General features: G+C 66.1%; 22 protein-coding genes. 17 read left to right on the top strand and 5 right to left on the bottom strand.

The features are described from left to right. The first annotated feature begins 52 nt into the window (after positions 1-52). The 7 genes from ARGLB_RS16800 (at position 53) to ARGLB_RS16770 (ending at position 6,381) form a co-directional block, all read left to right on the top strand. Entirely contained in the window at positions 53-610 is a 558-nt protein-coding gene (locus ARGLB_RS16800; protein WP_003804775.1) for a F0F1 ATP synthase subunit B, read from the top strand. Next, on the top strand, positions 610-1,437 hold the full coding sequence (locus tag ARGLB_RS16795; RefSeq protein WP_003804773.1) for a F0F1 ATP synthase subunit delta: 828 nt from the start codon (positions 610-612) through the stop codon (positions 1,435-1,437). Before ARGLB_RS16800 ends, ARGLB_RS16795 begins: the two co-directional genes overlap by 1 nt. Before the next feature lie 83 nt (positions 1,438-1,520). Next, entirely contained in the window at positions 1,521-3,158 is a 1,638-nt protein-coding gene (gene atpA / locus ARGLB_RS16790) for a F0F1 ATP synthase subunit alpha (RefSeq protein WP_003804771.1), read from the top strand. A 76-nt stretch (positions 3,159-3,234) separates the two neighbouring features. Beyond that, positions 3,235-4,125, top strand: coding sequence for a F0F1 ATP synthase subunit gamma (locus ARGLB_RS16785; protein WP_003804770.1), 891 nt, complete (start codon positions 3,235-3,237; stop codon positions 4,123-4,125). Positions 4,126-4,198: 73 nt separating this feature from the next. After that, on the top strand, positions 4,199-5,653 hold the full coding sequence (gene atpD / locus ARGLB_RS16780) for a F0F1 ATP synthase subunit beta (protein WP_003804769.1): 1,455 nt from the start codon (positions 4,199-4,201) through the stop codon (positions 5,651-5,653). Position 5,654: 1 nt separating this feature from the next. Further along, positions 5,655-5,939: a F0F1 ATP synthase subunit epsilon gene (locus ARGLB_RS16775; protein ID WP_003804768.1), complete on the top strand. Its 285-nt coding sequence runs from the start codon at positions 5,655-5,657 to the stop codon at positions 5,937-5,939. 10 nt (positions 5,940-5,949) lie between these two features. Continuing rightward, positions 5,950-6,381: a DUF2550 domain-containing protein gene (locus tag ARGLB_RS16770; RefSeq protein ID WP_003804767.1), complete on the top strand. Its 432-nt coding sequence runs from the start codon at positions 5,950-5,952 to the stop codon at positions 6,379-6,381. Positions 6,382-6,471: 90 nt separating this feature from the next. Here ARGLB_RS16770 and ARGLB_RS16765 read toward each other — a convergent pair whose 3' ends face one another. Next, a complete protein-coding gene (locus ARGLB_RS16765; RefSeq protein WP_003804766.1) occupies positions 6,472-6,675 on the bottom strand; it encodes a cold-shock protein in 204 nt (67 codons plus the stop codon). A gap of 283 nt (positions 6,676-6,958) precedes the next feature. After that, on the bottom strand, positions 6,959-7,654 hold the full coding sequence (gene nucS, locus ARGLB_RS16760) for an endonuclease NucS (RefSeq protein ID WP_003804765.1): 696 nt from the start codon (positions 7,652-7,654) through the stop codon (positions 6,959-6,961). A gap of 114 nt (positions 7,655-7,768) precedes the next feature. Here nucS and ARGLB_RS16755 point away from each other — a divergent pair, with 114 nt between their 5' ends. Next, positions 7,769-8,125: an Rv1322 family protein gene (locus ARGLB_RS16755; RefSeq protein ID WP_003804764.1), complete on the top strand. Its 357-nt coding sequence runs from the start codon at positions 7,769-7,771 to the stop codon at positions 8,123-8,125. Between the two features lie 52 nt (positions 8,126-8,177). Continuing rightward, entirely contained in the window at positions 8,178-8,978 is an 801-nt protein-coding gene (locus tag ARGLB_RS16750; RefSeq protein WP_043419569.1) for an alpha/beta hydrolase, read from the top strand. An 18-nt stretch (positions 8,979-8,996) separates the two neighbouring features. Here the strand turns inward: ARGLB_RS16750 and ARGLB_RS16745 are convergent, their stop codons facing one another. After that, complete coding sequence (locus ARGLB_RS16745) at positions 8,997-10,355, bottom strand: AI-2E family transporter (protein WP_003804762.1); 1,359 nt, start codon at positions 10,353-10,355, stop codon at positions 8,997-8,999. A 192-nt stretch (positions 10,356-10,547) separates the two neighbouring features. On the opposite strand from ARGLB_RS16745, the gene ARGLB_RS16740 reads away from it, so the two are divergent. From ARGLB_RS16740 to ARGLB_RS16705, 8 genes are all read left to right on the top strand, one after another. After that, complete coding sequence (locus tag ARGLB_RS16740) at positions 10,548-12,326, top strand: hypothetical protein (RefSeq protein WP_050934395.1); 1,779 nt, start codon at positions 10,548-10,550, stop codon at positions 12,324-12,326. Between the two features lie 91 nt (positions 12,327-12,417). Further along, complete coding sequence (locus tag ARGLB_RS16735; RefSeq protein ID WP_003804759.1) at positions 12,418-13,401, top strand: tetratricopeptide repeat protein; 984 nt, start codon at positions 12,418-12,420, stop codon at positions 13,399-13,401. 5 nt (positions 13,402-13,406) lie between these two features. Further along, on the top strand, positions 13,407-14,504 hold the full coding sequence (locus ARGLB_RS16730) for an NADH:flavin oxidoreductase/NADH oxidase (RefSeq protein WP_043419640.1): 1,098 nt from the start codon (positions 13,407-13,409) through the stop codon (positions 14,502-14,504). Between the two features lie 72 nt (positions 14,505-14,576). Further along, positions 14,577-15,341 carry an ABC transporter ATP-binding protein gene (locus ARGLB_RS16725; protein ID WP_003804756.1) on the top strand — a complete coding sequence of 255 codons (765 nt, stop codon included), beginning with the start codon at positions 14,577-14,579 and terminating at the stop codon, positions 15,339-15,341. Beyond that, positions 15,323-16,894 carry a hypothetical protein gene (locus ARGLB_RS16720; RefSeq protein WP_003804754.1) on the top strand — a complete coding sequence of 524 codons (1,572 nt, stop codon included), beginning with the start codon at positions 15,323-15,325 and terminating at the stop codon, positions 16,892-16,894. Before ARGLB_RS16725 ends, ARGLB_RS16720 begins: the two co-directional genes overlap by 19 nt. Positions 16,895-16,975: 81 nt before the next feature. Further along, positions 16,976-17,758, top strand: coding sequence for a glucosamine-6-phosphate deaminase (gene nagB, locus ARGLB_RS16715; protein ID WP_003804752.1), 783 nt, complete (start codon positions 16,976-16,978; stop codon positions 17,756-17,758). Between the two features lie 51 nt (positions 17,759-17,809). Beyond that, positions 17,810-18,151 carry a DUF3039 domain-containing protein gene (locus tag ARGLB_RS16710; RefSeq protein WP_043419568.1) on the top strand — a complete coding sequence of 114 codons (342 nt, stop codon included), beginning with the start codon at positions 17,810-17,812 and terminating at the stop codon, positions 18,149-18,151. Beyond that, positions 18,151-19,929: a DEAD/DEAH box helicase gene (locus tag ARGLB_RS16705; protein ID WP_003804747.1), complete on the top strand. Its 1,779-nt coding sequence runs from the start codon at positions 18,151-18,153 to the stop codon at positions 19,927-19,929. Before ARGLB_RS16710 ends, ARGLB_RS16705 begins: the two co-directional genes overlap by 1 nt. 12 nt (positions 19,930-19,941) lie before the next feature. Here the strand turns inward: ARGLB_RS16705 and ARGLB_RS16700 are convergent, their stop codons facing one another. Both ARGLB_RS16700 and ARGLB_RS16695 read right to left on the bottom strand, forming a co-directional pair. Further along, positions 19,942-20,577, bottom strand: a complete 636-nt coding sequence (locus ARGLB_RS16700; protein WP_003804746.1) for an isochorismatase family protein — start codon at positions 20,575-20,577, stop codon at positions 19,942-19,944. A gap of 9 nt (positions 20,578-20,586) precedes the next feature. After that, complete coding sequence (locus ARGLB_RS16695; RefSeq protein WP_043419637.1) at positions 20,587-21,915, bottom strand: nicotinate phosphoribosyltransferase; 1,329 nt, start codon at positions 21,913-21,915, stop codon at positions 20,587-20,589. Positions 21,916-21,930: the final 15 nt, after the last annotated feature.

Genomic DNA, 21,930 nt, shown 5'->3' with positions numbered 1-21,930 from the left:
CCTTCAGAACTAAGCGAACATTCAGAACCGAGTAGATAAGGACGGGTGAAACATGAATCAGCTGATCATCTCAGCCGCCACTGAAGGCGCCGAGGCGGCTAACCCGCTCGTTCCCAATCTTTGGGAAATGGGCGTCGTCCTCGCCGGCTTTGCTGTCCTCTTTTTCATCGTGGTCAAGTTCGTTGTCCCGATGTTCGAGAAGACGTTCGCAGAGCGTGCCGAGGCCATCGAGGGCGGCATCGCCAAGGCTGAGAAGGCACAGGCTGAGGCTTCTGCCGCACTCGAAGAGTACAAGCAGCAGCTCACTGATGCCCGTGCCGAGGCCAACCGCATCCGCGAGGAAGCACGTGCCGAAGGCGCTCAGATCCTGGCGGAACTGAAGGAGAAGGCTGCAGCCGAGTCTGCGCGGATCACCGCCCAGGCACACGTGCAGATCGAATCCGAGCGCCAGGCGGCAGTTGTGTCGCTGCGTTCAGAGGTTGGCACTCTTGCCACCACGCTTGCGGGCCGCATCGTTGGGGAGACCCTCGAGGACGACGCACGCGCAGCACGCGTTGTTGACCGCTTCCTGGCCGATCTGGAGTCCCAGAACGCAGGTGTAGCTAAGTAATGGCAGGTGTATCGAGCGAATCGCTGACCAAGGCGCTGACCGAGCTGGAGCCAAAGCTTCCGTTTGCATCGCTGCAGTTGGCAAAGGAACTTTTCGGGATCCTGGCAGCGGTAGACAGCTCGGCTGGCTTGCGCCGCGCCCTGACTGACCCCTCGCGCAACGGTGAGGAAAAGTCCGGGTTGATCAAGCAGCTCTTCGGCGGGAAAGTTTCCGCCGAAGCCGTGGACATCGCTGCCGGTCTGGCCAGCTCACGCTGGGCATCGGCGCGTGACATCGGCGATGCACTCGAGACGCTTGCCGCAACGGTGGTTATCGCCGTTGCCGAAAACAAGTCGGCCGTTTCTGCCTCCGGTATTACCGGTCTGGAAGAACTGGAGAACGATCTTTTCTCCTTCAACCAGGCCGTGGCTTCCAGCCACGAGGTGCAGCGTGCCCTGTCTGAACCGCAGGCCAGCGCCGCAGCAAAGATCACACTGGCCGAAAGGCTGGTTCCTGCCGCAAGCGAGGAAGCCAAGGTCCTCATTGGACAGGCAGTGGCACAACCCCGTGGCATCAAGGCGACGAAGCTCGTAAGCCGTTTCGCCGAGCTCGCCGCCAAGCGCCAGCGGCGCTGGATTGCGACGGTCAACGTCACGCGTCCCCTCACGGAGACGCAGGCAAGCCGCCTGCAGCAGGGACTGAACTCCCTCTACGGGCGCGAGCTGAAGGTCAACGTCAACGTTGATCCCACGCTGATCGGCGGCATCCGTGTCCAGGTGGGGGATGAAGTGGTAGACGCTTCGGTCCTCGCCCGCCTGAACGACCTTCAGCGCCAGCTGGCCGGCTAGCCGGACAAGCACCACACAACTGATAGAAACCCCGGTCATCGTGAGCAACGATGATCACGAATACAGGAGAGCAGGGACTGCAGATGGCCGAATTGACCATCAACGCCGACGACGTCCGTAATGCGTTGAACGAATTCGCGGCGTCCTACGAACCCGGAAACGCAGAGCGCGTAGAGGTCGGCCGTGTGACCACCGCAAGTGACGGCATCGCCCGTGTTGAGGGCCTTCCCTCGGTCATGGCGAACGAGCTGCTTCGCTTCGAAGACGGCACCCTGGGCCTCGCCCAGAACCTCGACGTGCGCGAGATCGGTGTCATCGTACTTGGTGACTTCACTGGCATCGAAGAGGGCCAGGAAGTCCACCGCACCGGACAGGTTCTGTCCGTCCCGGTCGGCGACGCCTTCCTCGGCCGCGTGGTGGACCCCCTGGGTGTGCCCATCGACGACCTCGGCGAGATCAAGGCCGAGACCACCCGTGCTCTGGAACTCCAGGCACCGGGCGTTACCCAGCGCAAGTCTGTGCACGAGCCGATGCAGACCGGCCTGAAGGCAATCGACGCCATGATTCCGATCGGCCGCGGCCAGCGCCAGCTGATCATTGGTGACCGCCAGACGGGCAAGTCCGCTATTGCCATCGACACGATCATCAACCAGAAGGACAACTGGGCTTCCGGTGACGTGACCAAGCAGGTCCGCTGCGTTTACGTCGCGATCGGCCAGAAGGCTTCGACGATCGCAGCAATCCGCCAGACCCTTGAGGACAACGGAGCGCTCGAGTACACCACGATCGTTGCCTCCCCGGCTTCTGACCCGGCCGGCTTCAAGTACCTTGCCCCCTACGCCGGTTCGGCCATCGGCCAGCACTGGATGTACGGCGGCAAGCACGTCCTCATCGTGTTCGATGACCTGTCCAAGCAGGCCGAAGCCTACCGCGCCGTGTCGCTGCTGCTCCGCCGCCCGCCGGGACGCGAAGCCTACCCGGGCGACGTCTTCTACCTGCACTCCCGCCTCCTGGAGCGTTGTGCCAAGCTCTCCGACGAGCTCGGCGCCGGTTCGATGACCGGCCTTCCGCTCATCGAAACCAAGGCAAACGACGTTTCGGCCTACATCCCGACCAACGTGATCTCCATTACCGATGGCCAGATCTTCCTGCAGTCGGACCTCTTCAACGCCAACCAGCGTCCCGCTGTTGACGTTGGTGTCTCGGTGTCCCGCGTTGGCGGTGCCGCCCAGGTCAAGTCCATGAAGAAGGTCTCCGGTACCTTGAAGCTGGACCTCGCCCAGTACCGCGACATGCAGGCGTTCGCGATGTTCGCATCGGACCTCGATGCCGCATCCCGCCAGCAGCTGACCCGCGGTGCGCGCCTGATGGAACTGCTCAAGCAGGGCCAGTACTCGCCGTTCCCGGTCGAGAACCAGGTTGTGTCCATCTGGGCCGGTACCCAGGGCTACCTGGACGACGTTCCGGTTGAGGACATCAGCCGCTTCGAGTCCGAGTTCCTGGAGCACCTCAAGCACAAGTCCTCGATCCTCACGACGCTGGCGCAGACCAACGTCCTGGACGATGACACCGTGGCAGCACTGAAGACCGCCATCGTGGACTTCAAGAAGGGCTTCTTCGGCGAGGGCGACGACAAGCTGGTAGGCGCAGGCCACGAGGAGCATGAAGCTATCTCGGAGGGTCAGGTCGACCAGGAAAAAATCGTCAGGCAGAAGCGCTAGTTTCGCTGGCAGGGACTGCCGGAACCCTTCGGGGGTCCGGCAGTCCCGGCCATCGGGATCTTAGGAAAGGATAAGTATGGGAGCCCAGATCCGGGTCTACCGTCAGAAGATCAGCTCGACGACGTCGATGCGCAAGATCTTCAAGGCGATGGAACTGATCGCTACCTCGCGCATCGGCAAGGCCCGCGCCAGGGTAGCAGCTTCACTGCCTTACGCGAACGCGATCACGCGCGCTGTTTCCGCCGTCGCAAGCCAGAGCGAAATCGACCACCCCTTGACCACCGAGCCGGAGAACATCCGCCGGGCCGCCGTCCTGGTAATTACCTCGGACCGCGGCCTCGCAGGCTCGTACTCCGCCAGCGTGCTCAAGCAGGCCGAAGGCCTGAACGAACTGCTCCGTGCCGAAGGCAAGGAAGTCAAGACGTATCTGGTGGGCCGCAAGGCGCAGGCTTACTTCGATTTCCGGAACCGTCCTTACGGACGCGTCTGGACCGGCAACACCGATGCCCCTGAGTTTGCCACGGCACAGGAAATCGGCGCGGCACTGCTTGAGGACTTCGCCATTGATTTCGAAGAGGGCGGCGTGGACGAGATCCACGTTGTGTACACCCGCTTCAAGTCCATGGTGACCCAGGAGCCGACCGTCATCCGACTTCTTCCCCTCGAAGTCGTGGAAGAGCAGGCGACGTCCGAATCGGAACTGCTGCCGCTTTACGAATTCGAACCGGAGCCGGAACAGGTGCTCAACGCGCTGCTGCCGCGCTACATCGAATCCCGTATCTTCGCGGCCATGCTGCAGGCAGCGGCTTCCGAGCTTGCTGCCCGCCAGCGGGCGATGAAATCCGCCGGCGACAACGCCACGGACCTCATCAAGAAGTACACGCGTCTGCGCAACACCGCCCGCCAGGCAGAGATTACGCAGGAGCTTTCCGAAATCGTGGCCGGCGCCGACGCACTCGCGTCGTAGCCGGACCGGTCCCGGACCCCTGCAACCAAAAGATAAACTTAACCCCACGCCATCTACGAGTGAAGTGAGAGAGATGACTGCCACCGCTACCGAACACGTAGCAGCCACGGCCGGTGCCACCGGCCGTATCGCACGTGTTATTGGCCCGGTTGTCGACGTCGAATTCCCGGCTGACGCAATCCCCTCGATTTACAACGCACTCACCACCGAGATCACTCTCAACGGTGAGACCAAGACCATCACGTTCGAGACCTCCCAGCACCTGGGTGACAACCTCGTCCGCGCTATCTCCCTGCAGGCCACCGACGGCCTGGTCCGCGGCACGTCCGTGGTGGACAGCGGTTCCCCGATCACCGTGCCTGTTGGCGACGGCGTCAAGGGCCACATCTTCAACGTCCTCGGCAAGCCGCTGGACGTCGACGAGTCCGAGATCCAGGCTTCGGACCACTGGCCGATCCACCGCAAGGCCCCGTCCTTCGCATCCCTCGAGGGTTCCACCGAAATGCTCGAAACGGGCATCAAGGTCATCGACCTTCTCACCCCGTACATCAAGGGTGGAAAGATCGGCCTGTTCGGCGGCGCCGGCGTGGGCAAGACCGTTCTGATCCAGGAAATGATCACCCGTGTTGCCCGCAACTTCGGTGGTACTTCCGTGTTCGCCGGTGTCGGCGAGCGTACCCGTGAAGGTAACGACCTCTGGGTTGAAATGGAAGAGGCAGGCGTCCTCAAGGACACCGCCCTTGTGTTCGGCCAGATGGACGAGCCGCCGGGAACGCGTCTGCGCGTGGCACTGTCCGCCCTGACCATGGCGGAGTACTTCCGCGATGTCCAGAACCAGGACGTGCTGCTCTTCATCGACAACATCTTCCGCTTCACGCAGGCTGGTTCCGAGGTTTCCACCCTGCTGGGCCGCATGCCCTCCGCTGTGGGTTACCAGCCGAACCTTGCCGACGAGATGGGCCTCCTCCAGGAGCGCATCACGTCCACCAAGGGCCACTCCATCACCTCGATGCAGGCCATCTACGTCCCCGCAGATGACTACACCGACCCGGCACCGGCCACGACGTTCGCACACCTGGACGCCACCACGGAACTTTCCCGTGAAATCGCCTCCCGTGGTCTGTACCCGGCTGTGGACCCGCTGACGTCGACGTCCCGAATCCTGGACCCGCAGTACATCGGCAAGGACCACTACAACACGGCTGTCCGTGTGAAGCAGATCCTGCAGAAGAACAAGGAACTCCAGGACATCATCGCCATCCTCGGTGTCGACGAACTGTCCGAAGAGGACAAGATCGTCGTGTCGCGTGCGCGCCGTATCCAGCAGTTCCTGTCCCAGAACACCTACACCGCCAAGCAGTTCACGGGCGTTGAGGGCTCCACCGTTTCCATCAAGGACACCGTGGAAGGCTTCGCGGCGATCTGCGACGGCGAACTCGACCACATTGCAGAGCAGGCGTTCTTCAACGTCGGTGGCCTGGATGACGTTGAGCGCCAGTGGGCCAAGATTCAGGAACAGACCAAGTAATATGGCTGAGCTTGAGGTTGAGATTGTCGCAGCGGACCACTTCGTGTGGTCCGGGGCGGCCAAGATGGTCAAGGCCCGCACCAGTGATGGTGAGATCGGAATCCTGCCCGGCCACTCGCCCGTGCTGGCGATTTTGGCCGAGGGACAGCTGGCAATCGAGCCGGTTACCGGCGACCGCATTGCCGTAGATGTCGACGGCGGGTTCTTCTCCGTCGACAACAACCGGGTGGTCATTGTTGCTGACAACGCCCAGCTGGGTGACGCGGCCACTGCGGGGATCCGATAGCACAACCCTGATGGACGTTTCTTCCTTTCCGTTCATCGCCATAGCAACCGTGTTTGCGGTGCTGATTTTTACGCTGTGCCTGTTTGGGGTGCGCCGCTTCAACCTGCGGCGCGCCCTCGGCACGGTGGACGCCTCCATTCGTACGGCTGGAAAAAGCTGGCGGATGGGGGTTTGTCGTTATCAGGACAATGAACTTGAGTGGTTCAAACTCCTGTCGCTGAGCGTCCGGCCCCGCCACCGCTTCAAACGGAGCTCGCTTGAGCTGCTGGGCCGGCGCCAGCCCACGGAGGCGGAGCTGGTCAAGGTGCAGCCCGACGTCGTGATCGTGGAGCTTCGCTATGAGGGCCAGGACGTCTTCCTGGCCATGAAGTTCGACGCCTACACGGGCCTGTCCTCATGGCTGGAAGCCGGGCCGGTCATCGGCGTGGGGACCTGGCGCTAAGGCCGCCGTGAATGTTTCAAGACCTGAAAATATTAGTGACAAAAAATGATCCCCGGCACGAATGCCGAGGATCATTTGTTTTGGAACCAATTAGACGACGGTTACGCCCGTAGCCTGGGGGCCCTTGGCACCCTGGCCGATTTCGAACTGAACGCGCTGGTTCTCGTCGAGGGTCTTGAAGCCGCCGGTCTGGATCTCGGAGTAGTGAACGAAGACATCGCCATCGGAGTCGTCCGGGGTGATGAAGCCGAAGCCCTTTTCAGCGTTGAACCACTTGACGGTTCCCTGTGCCATTTATTTCTCCTCAGTATGGAACTTTTTAAGGCCAGCACACCTCGTACTGGTCTTGGTTACTCCGCGAGAAGAATCCTGGCCTGCACCCCCGATAACCGGAATTGCGTTGCAGGAGCTTCGCGCTCGCAACATGTCTTGCGAGCATGAAAAACACCTACACAAAGACTGATACAAGAATTTCATGGGCAAACCGTCTGGTCAACGGGCAAAACGCGAATTCCGGCAAATTTTGGGCAAATCCCGAGTAAACGCCTGATCACCCCGTGGCTACGGACCCGTACTGTCAGAAAAGCCGGGATTCGATGTCGTCCACGCCCCGCATCGCGTCGTAATCCAGGGTCACGCAGTCAATGCCGCGGTCCGTCGCGAGCACTCTTGCCTGAGGCTTGATTTGCTGGGCGGCGAATATGCCTCGCACCGGCGCCAGCAGCGGATCCCGGTTCAGCAGTTCCAGATACCGTGTCAGCTGCTCCACGCCGTCGATGTCGCCGCGGCGCTTCAGTTCAATGGCCACCGTGGCGCCGCCGGCATCCCGGGCGAGGATGTCCACGGGCCCGATGGCGGTGAAGTACTCCCGCCGGATCAGGGAGAACCCTTCGCCGAGGGTTTCGATCTGGTCGGCGAGGAGCCGCTGCAGGTCTGCCTCGACGCCATCCTTGATCAGGCCGGGGTCGTGCCCCAGTTCATGGGAGCTGTCGTGGATCTGCTCATGGATGTTGATGATGAGCCTGTCGTCGGTCTTGGCCGACTGCACGGTCCACTGCTCGACGACGCCAACTTCGACGTCGGCGTCCTCCGGGGAGGTGACGCGGAGAACGGCGGGCGGGCTCATCCAGTTCAGGGGCTTGTAAGAGCCGCCGTCGGAGTGCACCAGCACGGAACCGTCGGCCTTCACCAGCAGGAGCCGGGTGGCGAGGGGGAGATGGGCTTTGAGCCGGCCAACATAATCAACAGAGCAACGGGCTATGACGAGACGCACGCCCTACACCATACCTTCTCCGCAGAAGCCCCTGCAGTTTCTGTCCCAGCAACGTGCAGTAGCACGGTGTCATCCGGGGCGGGGCAGGGCCGCCGGCTAAGGCAGAATGGAGGCATGCCCCGCTCCAACCGTCCCCGCCGCTCCAAATCCGGGCGCGGTGCGGCCGGCAATGGCCTGGGCGGTGGAAAGCACGGCGCAGGTCCCGCGCCGGAACTTGACCTGGAACGGGCCCGGGCGGGATTCGCCCGCAGGGAAAGTGCGCCGGACGGCGACTGGATGGTGCGGACCATGACGGCCCGCAATGCCGAAAAGACGTATATCTGCCCGGGCTGCTCCACCGCTGTGCTGCCGGGAATCGCCCACCTTGTGGTCTGGGCTGACGACCATCTGTTCGGAGCTGCCGCGGGGCTGGCCGAGCGGCGCCACTGGCACACCAACTGCTGGACGTCCCGCAACTTCCGGTACCGGTAACGTACAGTGACCCGTGCCCTTGGCAACCCGGCCGGAAGATAAGCTGGTGCGCATGACTTTTGACCCGGCGTCGTACGTTTTCAGCCAGCCATCAGCAGCCACCGCGATCCGCGCCTCCACGGTGCTTCCCGCCCGGCGCGAGAACATCGAAATCCGCACCGAGGACGGCCACACACTGGTGGGCGAACTGGCGCTGCCGGAGTCGGGCCCGGTCACTGCCACGCTGATCACCCTGCACCCGCTGCCCACGCACGGCGGCTTCATGGATTCCCACGTATACCGCAAGGCGTCCTACCGGCTGCCGGCACTGGCCGGGGTGGCCGTACTGCGCTTCAACACCCGGGGCACGTCCTCGCCGCGCGGCACCAGTGACGGAGCGTTTGAAGAAGGCATCGGCGAACGGTACGACGTGGAGGCGGCGGTGCGCTTCGCCGTCGAACGGGGGCTGCCCAACCGCTGGCTCGTGGGCTGGTCCTTCGGCACCGAACTCGCCCTCATGTACGGCGCCGTGGAACCGGTGGCATCCCAGGTGGAGGGCGCCGTGCTGCTGTCCCCGCCGCTGCACCGCGCCACCGACGAGCACCTGCGGCAGTGGGCGGACGCCGGCAAGCCCCTGACGGTCCTGGTGCCCGAGCACGACGACTACCTCCGGCCCGCCGCCGCAGAGGCGCGGTTCGGCCTTGTGCCGCAGGCCAGGGTGGTGGGGGTCGACGGCGCCAAGCACCTCTGGGTGGGGGAAAAGCAGGCCGCCCGCGTGCTGAACGAGATCGTCGACGACGTCACGCCCGACGGCTCGGGAGCCGCAGGCCTCCCGCAGGAGTGGGAAGGCCCGGTGGCGACCGCCGCCGTCTAAGCTCGTGCTGACCTGTGCCTAGTGCTTGTCCTGGCGGACGATGTAGATCTCCTTGATCAGCAGCAGGGTGGCAGCCGCCGTCGGGATGGCAATGAGTGCCCCCAGGACGCCGAGCAGGCTGCCGCCGGCAATCACCGAGATGACGGCGACGGCGCCGGGCACTGCCACGGCCTTCTGCATGATGCGCGGCGAGATGAAGTACGCCTCGAACTGCAGGTAGGCGAAGTAGCAGATGGCGTAGGCCAGGGCGGACTGCCAGCCCAGCGTCAGGGTGATCAGGATGACCACCACGCCGGCGATCAGTCCGCCCACCAGTGGAATAAAGGCCAGCAGCGCCACAACGAAGGTCAGCAGCACGGCGAACGGCACGCCGATGATCGACATGACGATGAAGGCGAAGGTGGCGTTAAGGAGGGCGACCACAGCCTGGCCGATGACGTAGTTGCCCACAGAGCGGGTGATCTCCTCGGACAGCGCCTCGACGCGTGCCCGCCGGGACCGCGGCGCCAGCCGGTAGCCCCACTTCTTCATCGCCGGCAGGGCGGCCAGGAAATACAGGCTGAGCACCAGCACGATAAGCGTGCCGAAGAGGCCGTTGGCCACCGTTGACCCGAAACCGAGGACGCCGCCGAAGATGCCGCTCATGGCCTCCGGGTTCTTGACGAACTTGTCCAGCTCCTCGCTGATGCGGTCGCGGACGCCGAACTGGTTGTCCAGGGTCCGGAAGAAATCGGAGTTGATGAAGTCCCGCACCCACACCGGGGCCTGCTTCACCAGCTCGGTCACCTGCTCGACGATCGTGGGGATGAGGGTGGCAAAGAAACCGACCACCGCGATCATCAGCACGGACACGGACACGAGGATGCCGGCGGGCCGGGGGATCTTCCGGCCCTCCAGCCAGCGCACCACCGGGTCCAGGCCGAGGGCGATGAACAGGGCGGCCACGATCCACAGCAGGAGCTGGGTGGTGTGGGAACCAATCCAGTAGACCAGGAGGGCCAGGCCCACGCCCACGGTGCCCATAAACCCCAGGTACAGCGGGTGCTGGGCCGAGATGCGGGGCCCGGGGGAACCGAAGCGTGCGGTGTCCTCGGGTAGCTCTGCCTCGACGGTGTCGGGATGCTCCGGCGGGAACTCGAACCGGAGCCTGGGCTGGGCGCCGGGGATTGGCTGGCGAAGGCGCCGCAATACCGCGCCCAGGGCAGCTGGCCGGCCTTTTGTCTTGTGGGTCATGTGCGGTGGTGCGGGCTGCGGCGCGGTGCCCGGTGCTGCCGCCTTGTGTGCAGCAGTGTCCGGCGAAGCCGGCGGGCCCTGGGGGGAGTCGGCGTCGGGCAGATCTTCGGGGCCGTGCATGGACGGATCCGTGTGTTCAGTCACTGCTCTTTGATGCCTTTACCGTCCGTGGCGCCGCGGCTGCGGGCCGGGTGTGATGATCATCGCAAACACTATCAGCAGCCTTGTGAATAGCCGGGCGGGCGGCGTCTCCCGGGGGTGGCGGCGGAGCTCCCGAACCCCCCGATCCGGCTTATTGGTAACGAAACGGTTACTATTGGAGGTAAACCCCCGCTGATGATAGGTATTCCTTTGCGTTTCAAGACTGCAGTTGCACTTGTGCTGCTCGGCCTCCTGACACTGCTGGCCGGCATCGGGCAGAAGACCTTCTGGGCCCCCGCCGAGACAGTGACGGCAACGGCTTCCGCCGGCGAAGCCGCGCCCCTGACCGTTATCGACCAGAAGCTGCGCACCCTCGAGGGTGGAACGGTCAGCATCAGGGTCAAGGGCGAGGGCAGCTTCCTGCTCGCGGCAGGACGCCCGGATGACGTCGACGCCTGGGTGGGCAAGACCGCCCACAACACGGTCACCGGAATCTCCGACGACAAGAAGTCGCTGCAGGTAAAGCACACCGACGGCGAAGCCAACGCGCCGTCGCCGGCCGGCTCTGACCTCTGGGTCAGCACCGAGAACGCCAGCGGCGAGCTTGACTACACCTGGTCCGCCCCGGCCGACGGCGACTGGTCCCTGCTGCTCGCTGCGGACGGAAAGAAGCCCGCGCCGTCGTCCGTTTCCATGACGTTCCCCAATGACACCTCCATGCCCTGGGCCGTGCCTCTCATGGTCCTCGGCGGACTCCTGGTCCTTGCCGGCGGAGCACTGCTGGTCCTCAAGCCCAAGGGCGGGGCGTCCCGCGACGGCGGGTCATCCGACGCCGGGTCCTCAAGCAACGGACCCGCTGGCAAGGCCAGCGACAAGCTGGGCAGCCCGTTCGCCCGGCGCGCCCGCGCCAAGGCGGCGGCCAAGGCCGGCGAACGGTCCTCCTCCGCCCGGCTCAGCGTGGTGGTTGCGGCCACCACCGCCGCTGTCCTTGCCGGCGGCGCTGCTGCCGCGCAGGCCAGCACGTCGTCTGCCCCGGCCTCCACGTCCGCGGCACCCACCACGAGCGCGGCCGCGGCCCCCGAGGCCGGCGGCACGCCCGTGGTCCTGGACGCCCAGTTCCGCCGCATCCTGGAACAGGTGGCCAGCGCCACCGACGCTGGCGACGCCGCGAAGGACGCCAAGAAGCTTGCCGCCCGCGTTGCCGGGACGGAACTCGAGGTCCGCACCCAGAACTACAAGATCAGGTCGCGTGTGGCCTCCTACGACGCACGCATGCCCGTGCGTTCCACGAAGCTGCTGACCACGGTGGTCACGGACAAGCGCGAATGGCCGCGCTCCGTCCTGGCCGTCACCCAGGGTGAAGGAAACGTCGTGCCGCAGCTGCTCACGCTCGTGCAGCAGTCCCCGCGGGAGAACTACAAGCTCGTGGGCACGTCGCCGCTGCAGCCCGGCACCACGTTCCCGGCGATCGTACGCGGCGGCACCGAGTCGCTTGCCGCGGGCGACAAGTCCGGCCTGCTTTACAGCGGGCAGGAAGCGCTCGCCGGCCTGGCGGACCGGCTGACCAAGTCCAACTCCACGTTCAAGAGCAAGCTGGTGGAAGGGGAGTCCTCCCCGTACATCGCGGACACGCTCTCCTACCAGGCTGACATTGTGAAGGACGGCGTGGACGGCAAGTTCGCGTTCACGCACAAGGTCGTTCCGGAGAACACTGTCGTGTTCCGCACGGAGGACGGCGGGGCCCTGGTCCTCGGCCGCCTGACCTTCAACTTCGATGGCACCCCCAAGGCGGAAGGCGACAAGCTGTCCATCGGCAACGATGCGGCCGTCCTCGCCGGCGGCAAGGAAACCACGACCGGCATGGTGCTGAAGTTCGCCGAGTCCGTGGCCGTGTACGTGCCGCCGGCCGACTCGAAGGATCCGATGAAGCTGGTGGCCGCCACGCGCGGACTGGTTGGCGCCAGCTTCAAGTAGCGTCAAGTAGGGAACGGCTTTCCGTAAACCTGCCGTCACTGGAGCGGCCGCGGTGCTTACCGCGGCCGCTCTTGTGGCTAGAGTGGGAGCTATGAGTTCGCCAGCTTCCCGCCCTGTCCCTTCGGCCGCGAGCCAGCTTAACCTTCGCGGCGCCGTCGATCTCTCCTCCCTCAAGCAGCGGCCGGCGCCGCCGGCGCCGAGCAATGCCCCCGCGGCAGGTGACCCCCAGGCCCAGCGGGCGGACGGCGGTCCCGCCCTCCGGGTGGAGGTCACCGAGGCAAACTTCCAGAGCCTTATCGAACTGTCCGCCCAGGTGCCTGTGGTGTTTGTCCTCTGGGCCTCCTATTCGCCCGAATCGGCCGGCGTGCTGGATGCGCTTGACCGGAACATCCAGAGCTACGGCGGCCGGCTGGTCCTCGCCGCTGCGGACGTCGAAGCGTTCCCGCAACTGGCTCAGGCCTTCCAGGTGCAGGCCGTCCCCACCGCCGTCGCCGTGCTCAAGGGCCAGCCGGTTCCGCTCTTCCAGGGTGGCGCGGACGAGCAGCAGATCCGCCCCCTGCTGGACGAACTGCTGACGGTTGCCGCCGCCAACGGGGTGACCGGCAACGTCGGGGGCGGCGCAGATTCATCGGAAGAACCCGCCCCGGCCCCGCTGCCGCCGCTTCACCAGAAGGCCTTCGACGCCATTGAAGACGGCGACTACGCTGCTGCGGCCGTTGCCTACCGGCAGGCGCTCGCCGAGATGCCGGCGGATGCCGAGGCCAAGGCAGGCCTGGCGCAGGTGGAACTCATGGAACGCCTGCAGAGCCTTTCCGGACCCGAGGGCGAGGCCCTGCGCCAGCTCGCCGCGGATGAACCCGACAACCTCACGGCCCAGCTGGGCGTGGCCGACCTCGACATCGCCGGTGGCCACGTGGAGGATGCCCTGAACCGCGTGGTCGCGTTCATTGGCAGGAACTTCGGGCCGGAACGCGAGACCGCCCGCGTGCGCCTGCTCGAGCTGTTCGAAGTTGTCGGGACCACGGACGAACGCGTGGGCAAGGCCCGCCAGGCCCTGGCGCGGGTGCTGTTTTAGTGGCGGTGCCCGCACTGTTCCAGCCTCTGAAGCTGCGGTCCCTGGAACTGCAGCACCGCGGCTGGGTTTCGCCGATGTGCCAGTACAGCTGCGAACCCGACGGAGCCGCCGGGGTGCCCAACGACTGGCACCTCATGCACCTGGGGTCGTTCGCCGCCGGGGGAGCGGCCCTCATCCTGACCGAGGCTGCGGCAGTGAATGCCGCGGGGCGCATCAGTCCGCGGGACGCGGGGCTGTACAACGACGAGCAGGCGCTGGGCTGGGAGCGGATCGTCAGCTTCGTGCACCGCCACGGTGTCGCCGACACCAAGATCGGTGTGCAGCTCGCCCATGCAGGACGCAAAGCGTCGACGTACTGGCCGTTCTCCGGCCGGAGCGGGTCGGTTCCGGCGTCCGACGGCGGCTGGGAGACGGTGGGTCCGGGCCCTCAGGCCTTCGACGGCTACGCGCCGCCCGCCGCCATGACGGAGGATGACATCCGGGGCGTCATCGCCGACTTTGCCGCCGCAGCGTCCCGTGCCGTGGACATCGGCTTCGACACCATCGAACTGCACGGTGCCCACGGATATCTCCTTCACCAGTTTCAAAGCCCCCTGATCAATGACCGCACCGACTCCTGGGGCGGCACTGCGGAAGGGCGGAGCCGGCTGACCCTGGCCGTCATCGACGCGGTCCGCAACGTCATCCCGGAGTCCATGCCACTGCTGCTTCGCATTTCGGCAACCGACTGGGCAGAGGGCGGAATCAGCGTCGAGGACTCGGTGAGCCTGGCTGCGCAGGCCGCCGCGCGGGGCGTGGACCTCGTGGACGTGTCCAGCGGCGGGGCGGTGGCACACCAGCAGATCCAGCCGGGACCGGGCTACCAGACGGAATTCGCGGCCCGGATCCGCCGCGAAACAGGAGTCGCCACCGGCACCGTGGGGCTCCTGACGTCCCCGGACCAGGCGGAGCATGTGGTGGCCACCGGACAGGCTGACGGCGTCTTTATCGCCCGGGCGGCACTGCGGGATCCGCACTGGTGGCTCCGGGCCGCCTTTGAACTCGGCCACAACCTGCGCTGGGCGCCGCAGTATGAACGGGCCGTGCCGCGCCGTTCCTTTTGACGGACGGCCCTGCCGGGTTTCTACTCCTTCCGGAGGATCCCCCCGGTGAGAGGCCGCGGCTAGGGTAAGTGCATGAGCACTCCCCTAATAGCCCTCTCGATCAGGGGGCTTGCCAAGCGCTTCGGCACCAAGATCGCGGTGGACGGCATCAGCCTCGACGTTCCCGCCGGTTCGTTCTTCGGCATCGTCGGGCCCAACGGCGCCGGCAAGACCACCACCCTCTCCATGGCCACGGGCCTTCTCCGCCCGGACTTCGGCACGGCGGTGGTCCACGGGGTGGATGTCTGGGCGCAGCCGCTGCAAGCCAAGAAGCTGATGGGTATCCTGCCCGACGGGGTGCGGCTCTTTGACCGGCTCAGCGGTGAGCAGCTGGTCACCTACGCCGGGCTGCTCCGGGGCATGGACCGGGACGTCGTGGCCGCCCGGGTGGGGGAGCTGCTCGCAGCTTTGGACCTCAGCCAGGACGCGGGCACCCTCGTGGTGGATTACTCCGCCGGCATGACGAAGAAGATCGCGCTGGCCTCCGCGCTGATCCACGCGCCAAAGATCCTGGTGCTGGATGAGCCCTTCGAATCCGTGGATCCCGTCTCCGCGGCCAACATCAGGGACATTCTGGACAGGTATGTGGCCACGGGCGGCACCGTGATCGTGTCCAGCCATGTGATGGACCTCGTGCAGCGGATGTGCGACCACGTGGCCGTGATTGCCGGCGGCCGGATCCTGGCCGCCGGAACGGTCGACCAGGTGCGTGCCGGCGCCACCCTGGAAGAACGGTTCGTGCAGCTCGTGGGCGGCAGGAGCCAGACGGAGGGGCTCGAATGGTTGCGCACCTCCTGAGGCTGAAGCTCACGCTGCTCCGGAACGGCCTGCGGCGGAGCCCCTGGCAACTGGTGGGGCTGGCGTTCGGCGGACTGTATGCGCTCTTCATCGTCGGCATGTGCGTGGTGCTGCTGGTCCTGCTCCGGCAGCAGGACCCGGGCCTGGCCCAGACCGTCGTGGTGCTGGGCGGCTCGGCGGCCCTGCTGGGCTGGGGAATTGTGCCGGTCATTGCCTCGGCCGTGGACATGACGCTGGACCCTGCCCGGTTCACGACGTCGGCCGTGCCCATGCCGCAGCTTCTGGCCGGCCTCGCGCTCGGCGGCCTCATCGGGCTTCCGGGCCTGGCCACCTCAATCGTCGCCCTGGCCACCGTGGTCACCTTCTCCCGCGGTGTCCTGCCAGCTGCGGGCGCGCTCGTTGGCGCCGTCCTTGGCGTGCTGACCTGCGTGGTGTTCTGCCGGGTCGTCACTACGGCGACGTCGAGCCTGGCGGCCTCACGGCGGTTCAGGGACGTCAGCGGCATCGCCTTCATGGTTCCCCTGGTTCTCCTGGGTCCGATCACCGCTGGCATCTTCCAGGGCATGGCCGGTTCCGGGGCCTTCCTGTCCGACCTGGCCGGCAGGATTTCCTGGACGCCGCTGGGGGCTGCCTGGTCGCTGGGCGGCGATCTCGAAGCCGGACGGCCGGGCACGGCGGGACTCAAGCTGCTCATTGCCGCGGCTACGCTGGCGGGCCTTTCCTGGTGCTGGAAGCTGCTGCTGGAACGTGCCCTGGTCACGCCGCCTTACAGCGGAAGCAGCCGCCGGAAGGGCGGGCGGCTGGGGCTGTTCTCCCTTCTGCCCGCGACGCCGGCCGGTGCCGTCACGGCACGTGCCCTGACCTACTGGTTCCGTGATCCCCGGTATTCCGGTTCGCTGGTGGTCATTCCGCTGCTGCCCGTTGTACTGGCTTTCCAAGGCAGCCAGACCAACGACTACGGCGTTCTGATGATCACCGGTCCGCTCACGGCGTTCCTCCTGGCATGGTCCATTTCGGGGGACGTGTCCTACGACAACACCGCTTTTGCCCTGCACGTCGCCGCCGGTGTGCGGGGAGTCCATGACCGGCTGGGGCGCGCGCTGGCCTGTCTGGCGTTCGCGCTGCCCACGGTGCTGATCCTCGCCGTCGTGCCGTTCTTCATCATGGCCGACTGGGCGTGGTGGCCTTCCATCCTCGGGATGTCCGTGGGAGTGCTGCTGACCGGGCTGGGCCTGTCATCCGTGGTGTCCGCCCGTTACACCATTGCCGTGCCGCTTCCCGGCGACAGCCCGTTCAAGAAGCCCCCGGGAAACGTGGGGCAGACACTCGCCGTCCAGTTCGGCGGAATGGGTGTCCTTCTGGTGCTGGTCCTCCCGGAGGCCGGCCTGGTCCTCGCGCAGGTGCTCACCGGAGACCCGTTATTTGGCTGGATCAACCTGGCACTGGGGCCCGTCCTGGGCACTGCACTGTTCATTGTGGGGGTCCGGCTGGGCGGGCGGTGGCTCGATGCCCGCGGCCCGGAGCTGCTGGCCCAGGTCACTGTCAACCGCTGAGAACAGCCAACGGCTGAATTCATCTGCCGGGCGGCGGCCCGCCGTGGTTGACTAGCAGGACAGCCGAGAGAAAGGCCGAAAATGGAGGTCGTCATACTTCCGGGCGGCAGGCAGATTGCCTCCCTCGTCGCGGACGCAGTGGAGAACCTGCTGCGGAACAAGCCCGACGCCGTGCTGGGGCTTGCCACGGGATCATCGCCGCTGCCGGTCTACGACGAACTCGCCCGGCGCCACGAGCAGGCCGGCCTGGATTTCAGCCGTGCCTGCGGATTCACTCTCGATGAGTACGTCGGGCTGGAACCCGGACACCCGGAGTCCTACCGGGAGGTGATCCGCCGCGACTTCGCGGACCGGGTCAACATCGACCCGGACAATGTCCTCGGACCGGACGGAAGCGCCGCCGACATCCCTGCGGCCTGCCGTGCCTACGAGGACCGGATCAGGGAGCGCGGCGGCATCGATCTGCAGCTTCTGGGCCTTGGCACCGACGGGCACATCGGCTTCAACGAGCCGGGGTCGTCCCTGGCATCCCGCACCCGGATCAAGTCGCTCATCGAGCAGACCCGGCGCGACAACGCCCGCTTCTTCCGCAGCCTGGACGAGGTTCCACACCACGTGGTGACCCAGGGGCTGGGCACCATCCTCGAGTCGCGGCACGCCATCCTGCTGGCCACGGGAGCCCAAAAGGCGCAGGCCGTCCACGACCTGGTGGAGGGACCCCTTGCCGCGATCTGCCCTGCCTCGGTCCTGCAGCTGCACCCGCACGCCTCCATCGTGTTGGACGAGGCCGCGGCGTCGTCACTGAAGCTCGCCGACTACTACCGGCACACCTACGAGCACAAACCGGCGTGGCAGGGCCTCTGACCGCAACCTGCGCCCGGGTCCTCCCGCGGCCGAACCTGCGGAACGGCTAAGATGGATGCCATGAGTAGCATGACGGATCCTCTCGACAACGACCCCATGCGTGAGCTTTCCGGCGCCGGATCGTCCACCGCAACGATTGAGCGCGAGGAACTGCGCCAGGAAGTGGAGCCCGGCGACCGTGAGCGCTTTGCACATTACGTGCGCAAGGAAAAGATCATGGAGTCCGCCATGACCGGCGAACCGGTGATCGCGCTGTGCGGCAAGGTCTGGACGCCCGGACGGGATCCGCAGAAGTTCCCGGTCTGCCCGATGTGCAAAGAGGTCTATGAGGGCCTCCGCCCGGGCAACGACGGCGGCAGCGGGTCCGGCGGAGACTCAGGCAACAACAAATAGTGACGGAGACACTCTTCGGCGGACCCACCCTGCCCCCGGCTTATCCGGAACGTGCAGCCTGGGGAACCGCCCCGAAGCTCCGTGCCTGGCAGCAGGAAGCCTTGGACCTGTACTTCAGCAAGGCTCCGCGCGATTTCATGGCCGTGGCCACCCCCGGCGCCGGCAAGACCACCTTTGCGCTCAGGGTGGCCTCCATGCTGATCGAGGCCGGCACGGTGAACCGCGTCACCATCGTCGCGCCCACCGACCACCTGAAGCGGCAGTGGGCTGACGCTGCCGCGCGCGTCGGCATCGCCATTGACCCGAACTTCAAGAATTCGGACGGCCAGCACGGCCGCGGGTTCATCGGCGTGGCCGTGACCTACGCGCAGGTGGCCAGCAAGCCCATGCTGCACCGGGCCAAGACCGAGGCCGCCCGCACCCTGGTGATTCTCGACGAAATCCACCACGGCGGCGAGGCGCTGTCCTGGGGCGACGGTCTCCGCGAGGCCTTCGACCCCGCGGCCCGGCGGCTGTCCCTGACCGGTACGCCGTTCCGGTCGGACACCTCGCCCATTCCGTTTGTGGAGTACACCGAGGACCGCGAGGGCATCCGCCGCTCTAAGTCGGACTACACCTACGGTTACGGCAACGCGCTGCGTGACCACGTGGTGCGTCCGGTCATCTTCATGGCGTATTCGGGCCAAATGCGCTGGCGCACCAGCGCCGGCGACGAGATGGCCGCCTCCCTCGGCGAGGCGGCGGTCACCAAGGACATCACGTCACAGGCCTGGCGGACCGCCCTGAACCCGGCCGGGGAATGGATTCCCGCCGTCCTGGCAGGAGCGGACAAACGGCTCAGCGAGGTCCGGCGGTCCGTTCCCGACGCCGGCGGCCTGGTGATCGCCACCGACCACGAGGACGCCCGGGCGTACGCCGGCCAGCTCAAGAAGATCACGGGCGAGTCGCCGACGGTGATTCTGTCTGATGATGCCAAGGCCTCCAACAAGATCGAGGAGTTCAGCGCGGGCGACAAGCGCTGGATGGTGGCCGTGCGCATGGTGTCCGAAGGCGTGGACGTGCCGCGCCTTTCGGTGGGCGTCTACGCCACCTCCACGTCCACTCCCTTGTTCTTCGCCCAGGCCGTGGGGCGCTTTGTGCGTTCCCGGAAGCGGGGCGAGACGGCCTCTGTCTTCCTTCCGTCCGTTCCCCAGCTGATGGCGCTGGCCAACAGCATGGAAGCCGAACGGGACCATGCCCTGGACCGGCCGCAGAACGATGACGGCGACGGCCTGATGGACCTCGAAGAGTCGCTGATGGACGAGGCGAACCGCGAGGAAAAGGCCTCGGACAGCCTGACCAAGGGCAAGTTCGAGGCCCTGGATTCACAGGCGTCCTTCGACCGGGTGCTGTTCGACGGCGGCGAGTTCGGCACCGGAGGCGACATTGGCTCCGAGGACGAACTCGACTTCCTCGGCATCCCGGGCCTGCTGGACGCCGAACAGGTGGGCATGCTGCTGCGCCAGCGGCAGCACGAGCAGCAGGGCCGGAAGAAGCGCCAGGGCCCCGCAGCTGAGCCCGCCGCCCCTGCAGTGCCGGACCACCGGATGCTGATGGACCTGCGGAACGAGCTTGCCAAGAACGTGGCGGCCTGGTCTGCGCGGACGGGCACCCCGCACGGGGTGGTGCACACGAAGCTCCGGACTGTTTGCGGCGGGCCTCCCGTGGCACAGGCGAACGAGGAGCAGCTCCAGTCCAGGCTGAAAAAGCTGCAGGACTGGTTCATCGGCAGGAAATAGCGGGGCGGGGACCTACTCGAGGTCCACGCCGCCCAGCTCCATTTCGGCGTAGGTGTCATCGAGGTCGTCGGCGATGCCCGCTGTCAGCCTCTTGATCACGGTGACGGAGTAGCCGGCCTGGACCGCATCCAGCGACGTGGCCATGACGCAGTGGTCGGTGGCGAGGCCCACCACTACGACGTCCTCCACATCGTGGCTCTGCAGCCAGTCGTCGAGGCCGATCGCGTCTTCCTCCGGTGCGTACCCGGGGTCGGCCGCTCCGGGCAGCGAACCGGGCTGCCGTTCGCCGGTGGGGACGGCGTCCTCCGGCGCCAGCAGGCCCTCGAACCCGGAGTACGCCGCCGTGTACAGGCCCTTGTGGAAGTACGCCTGGATGTGTTCGGTGTCGAGCTCCGGATGGAGCTCGGCGCCCTGGGTCCCGGCGACGCAGTGCGGCGGCCAGGTGTCCTTGAAGTCCGGGGCTTCCGAGAAATGGGCGCCCGGATCGATGTGCCAGTCCTGCGTGGCCACGATGTGGTCGAACTGGCCGTGGTGGTTCTCGACGTACTCGCTGATGGCCCCGGCCACGGCGGCCCCGCCCTCCACCGGCAGCGCGCCGCCCTCGCAGAAATCGTTCTGGACGTCAACGATGATGAGTGCCCGTGCCATCAGTTGTCCTCAGTTCTCTTCGTAGATTGTGGGGATCGCCGGCTCGCCGCGGTGCAGGCGGTGGACTACCGTCGGCAGCTCGGCCAGCGAATCGGCGTGGCGCTGCCGCGCCCGCAGAACCCCTTCGTGGCCGGTCCAGCCCGGCAAAAGTTCGCCGTTCTTGATGAACTGCTGCAGTAGCGTCCGGTCGTTGCCGTCGTCCGCCGGCCGGTGACCCACTCCGATGAGCTCCTGGGTGGCCGTACCGTTGTCGTTGAGCCGGCGGAGGGCGTACTTCCGCCCGCCCTTGCTCGTCTTGTTCTTGGCGGCCTTGGCCACAGAGACGAACTCCCCGGCATCGTTGGTCCGGCTGACCAGCTTGTAGACCATGCTGGCGGTAGGTGCCCCGGAGCCGGTCACGAGGGAGGTGCCCACCCCGTATGAGTCAACGGGGGCGGACTGCAGTGCCGCAATCGCGTATTCGTCCAGGTCCGAGGTCACCGTGATGCGGGTGTGCTCGTTGCCCAGGTCATCGAGGAGCTGCCGGACCCACTGCGCCTGCTCTACCAGGTCGCCGGAGTCCAGCCGCACGGCGCCCAGCTTGTCCCCGGCGATGTCAACGGCCGTACGGACGGCGGCCTCGACGTCGTACGTGTCCACCAGCAGCGAGGTGCCGGCCCCCAGGGAGGCGACCTGCGCCTCGAAGGCGTCCCGCTCGGTGTCATGGAGGAGTGTGAAGGAGTGCGCGGCGGTGCCCACGGTCTTGAGTCCGTACCGCAGCCCGGCCTCGAGGTTTGAGGTGCTGTCGAACCCGGCGATGACGGCGGCACGGGCGGCAGCAGTGGCTGATTCCTCCTGCGTCCGCCGGGACCCCATCTCGATGCAGGGCCGCTGGCCGGCGGCCATCACCATGCGGGAGGCCGCCGAGGCGATGGCGCTGTCGTGGTTGAGGACGGACAGGATGTACGTCTCCAGGATGCACGCCTCGGCGAACGTTGATTCGACGATCAGGATGGGGGAGTTGGGGAAGTACGCCTCGCCCTCGGCGTAACCCCAGATGTCGCCGGTGAAGCGGAAATCGGCCAGGTAGTCGAGGGTCTCCTTGTTAACCACGCCGGTGCGCGCCAGGAATTCGAGCTCCTCCTCGCCGAACCGGAACGCCATGATGCCGTCCAGCAGCCTGCCCGTACCGCCCACAATCCCGTAGCGGCGCCCGTCCGGGAGCCTGCGCGCGAACGCCTCGAACACGGCCTTGCGATGCGCGGCGCCGGAATGGAGGGCCCCCTGCAACATGGTCAGCTCGTAATGGTCGGTGAACAGGGACGTGCGGGGCTGCTCCCAGCGGGCGGAGTTACTCACAAAAATCACTCTAGT

Origin of the sequence: Arthrobacter globiformis NBRC 12137 (assembly GCF_000238915.1) — a bacterium.
Lineage (GTDB): Bacteria > Actinomycetota > Actinomycetes > Actinomycetales > Micrococcaceae > Arthrobacter > Arthrobacter globiformis.
Note: the sequence above shows the minus strand (reverse complement) of the source record. Positions and strands in the feature narration are given on the sequence as shown.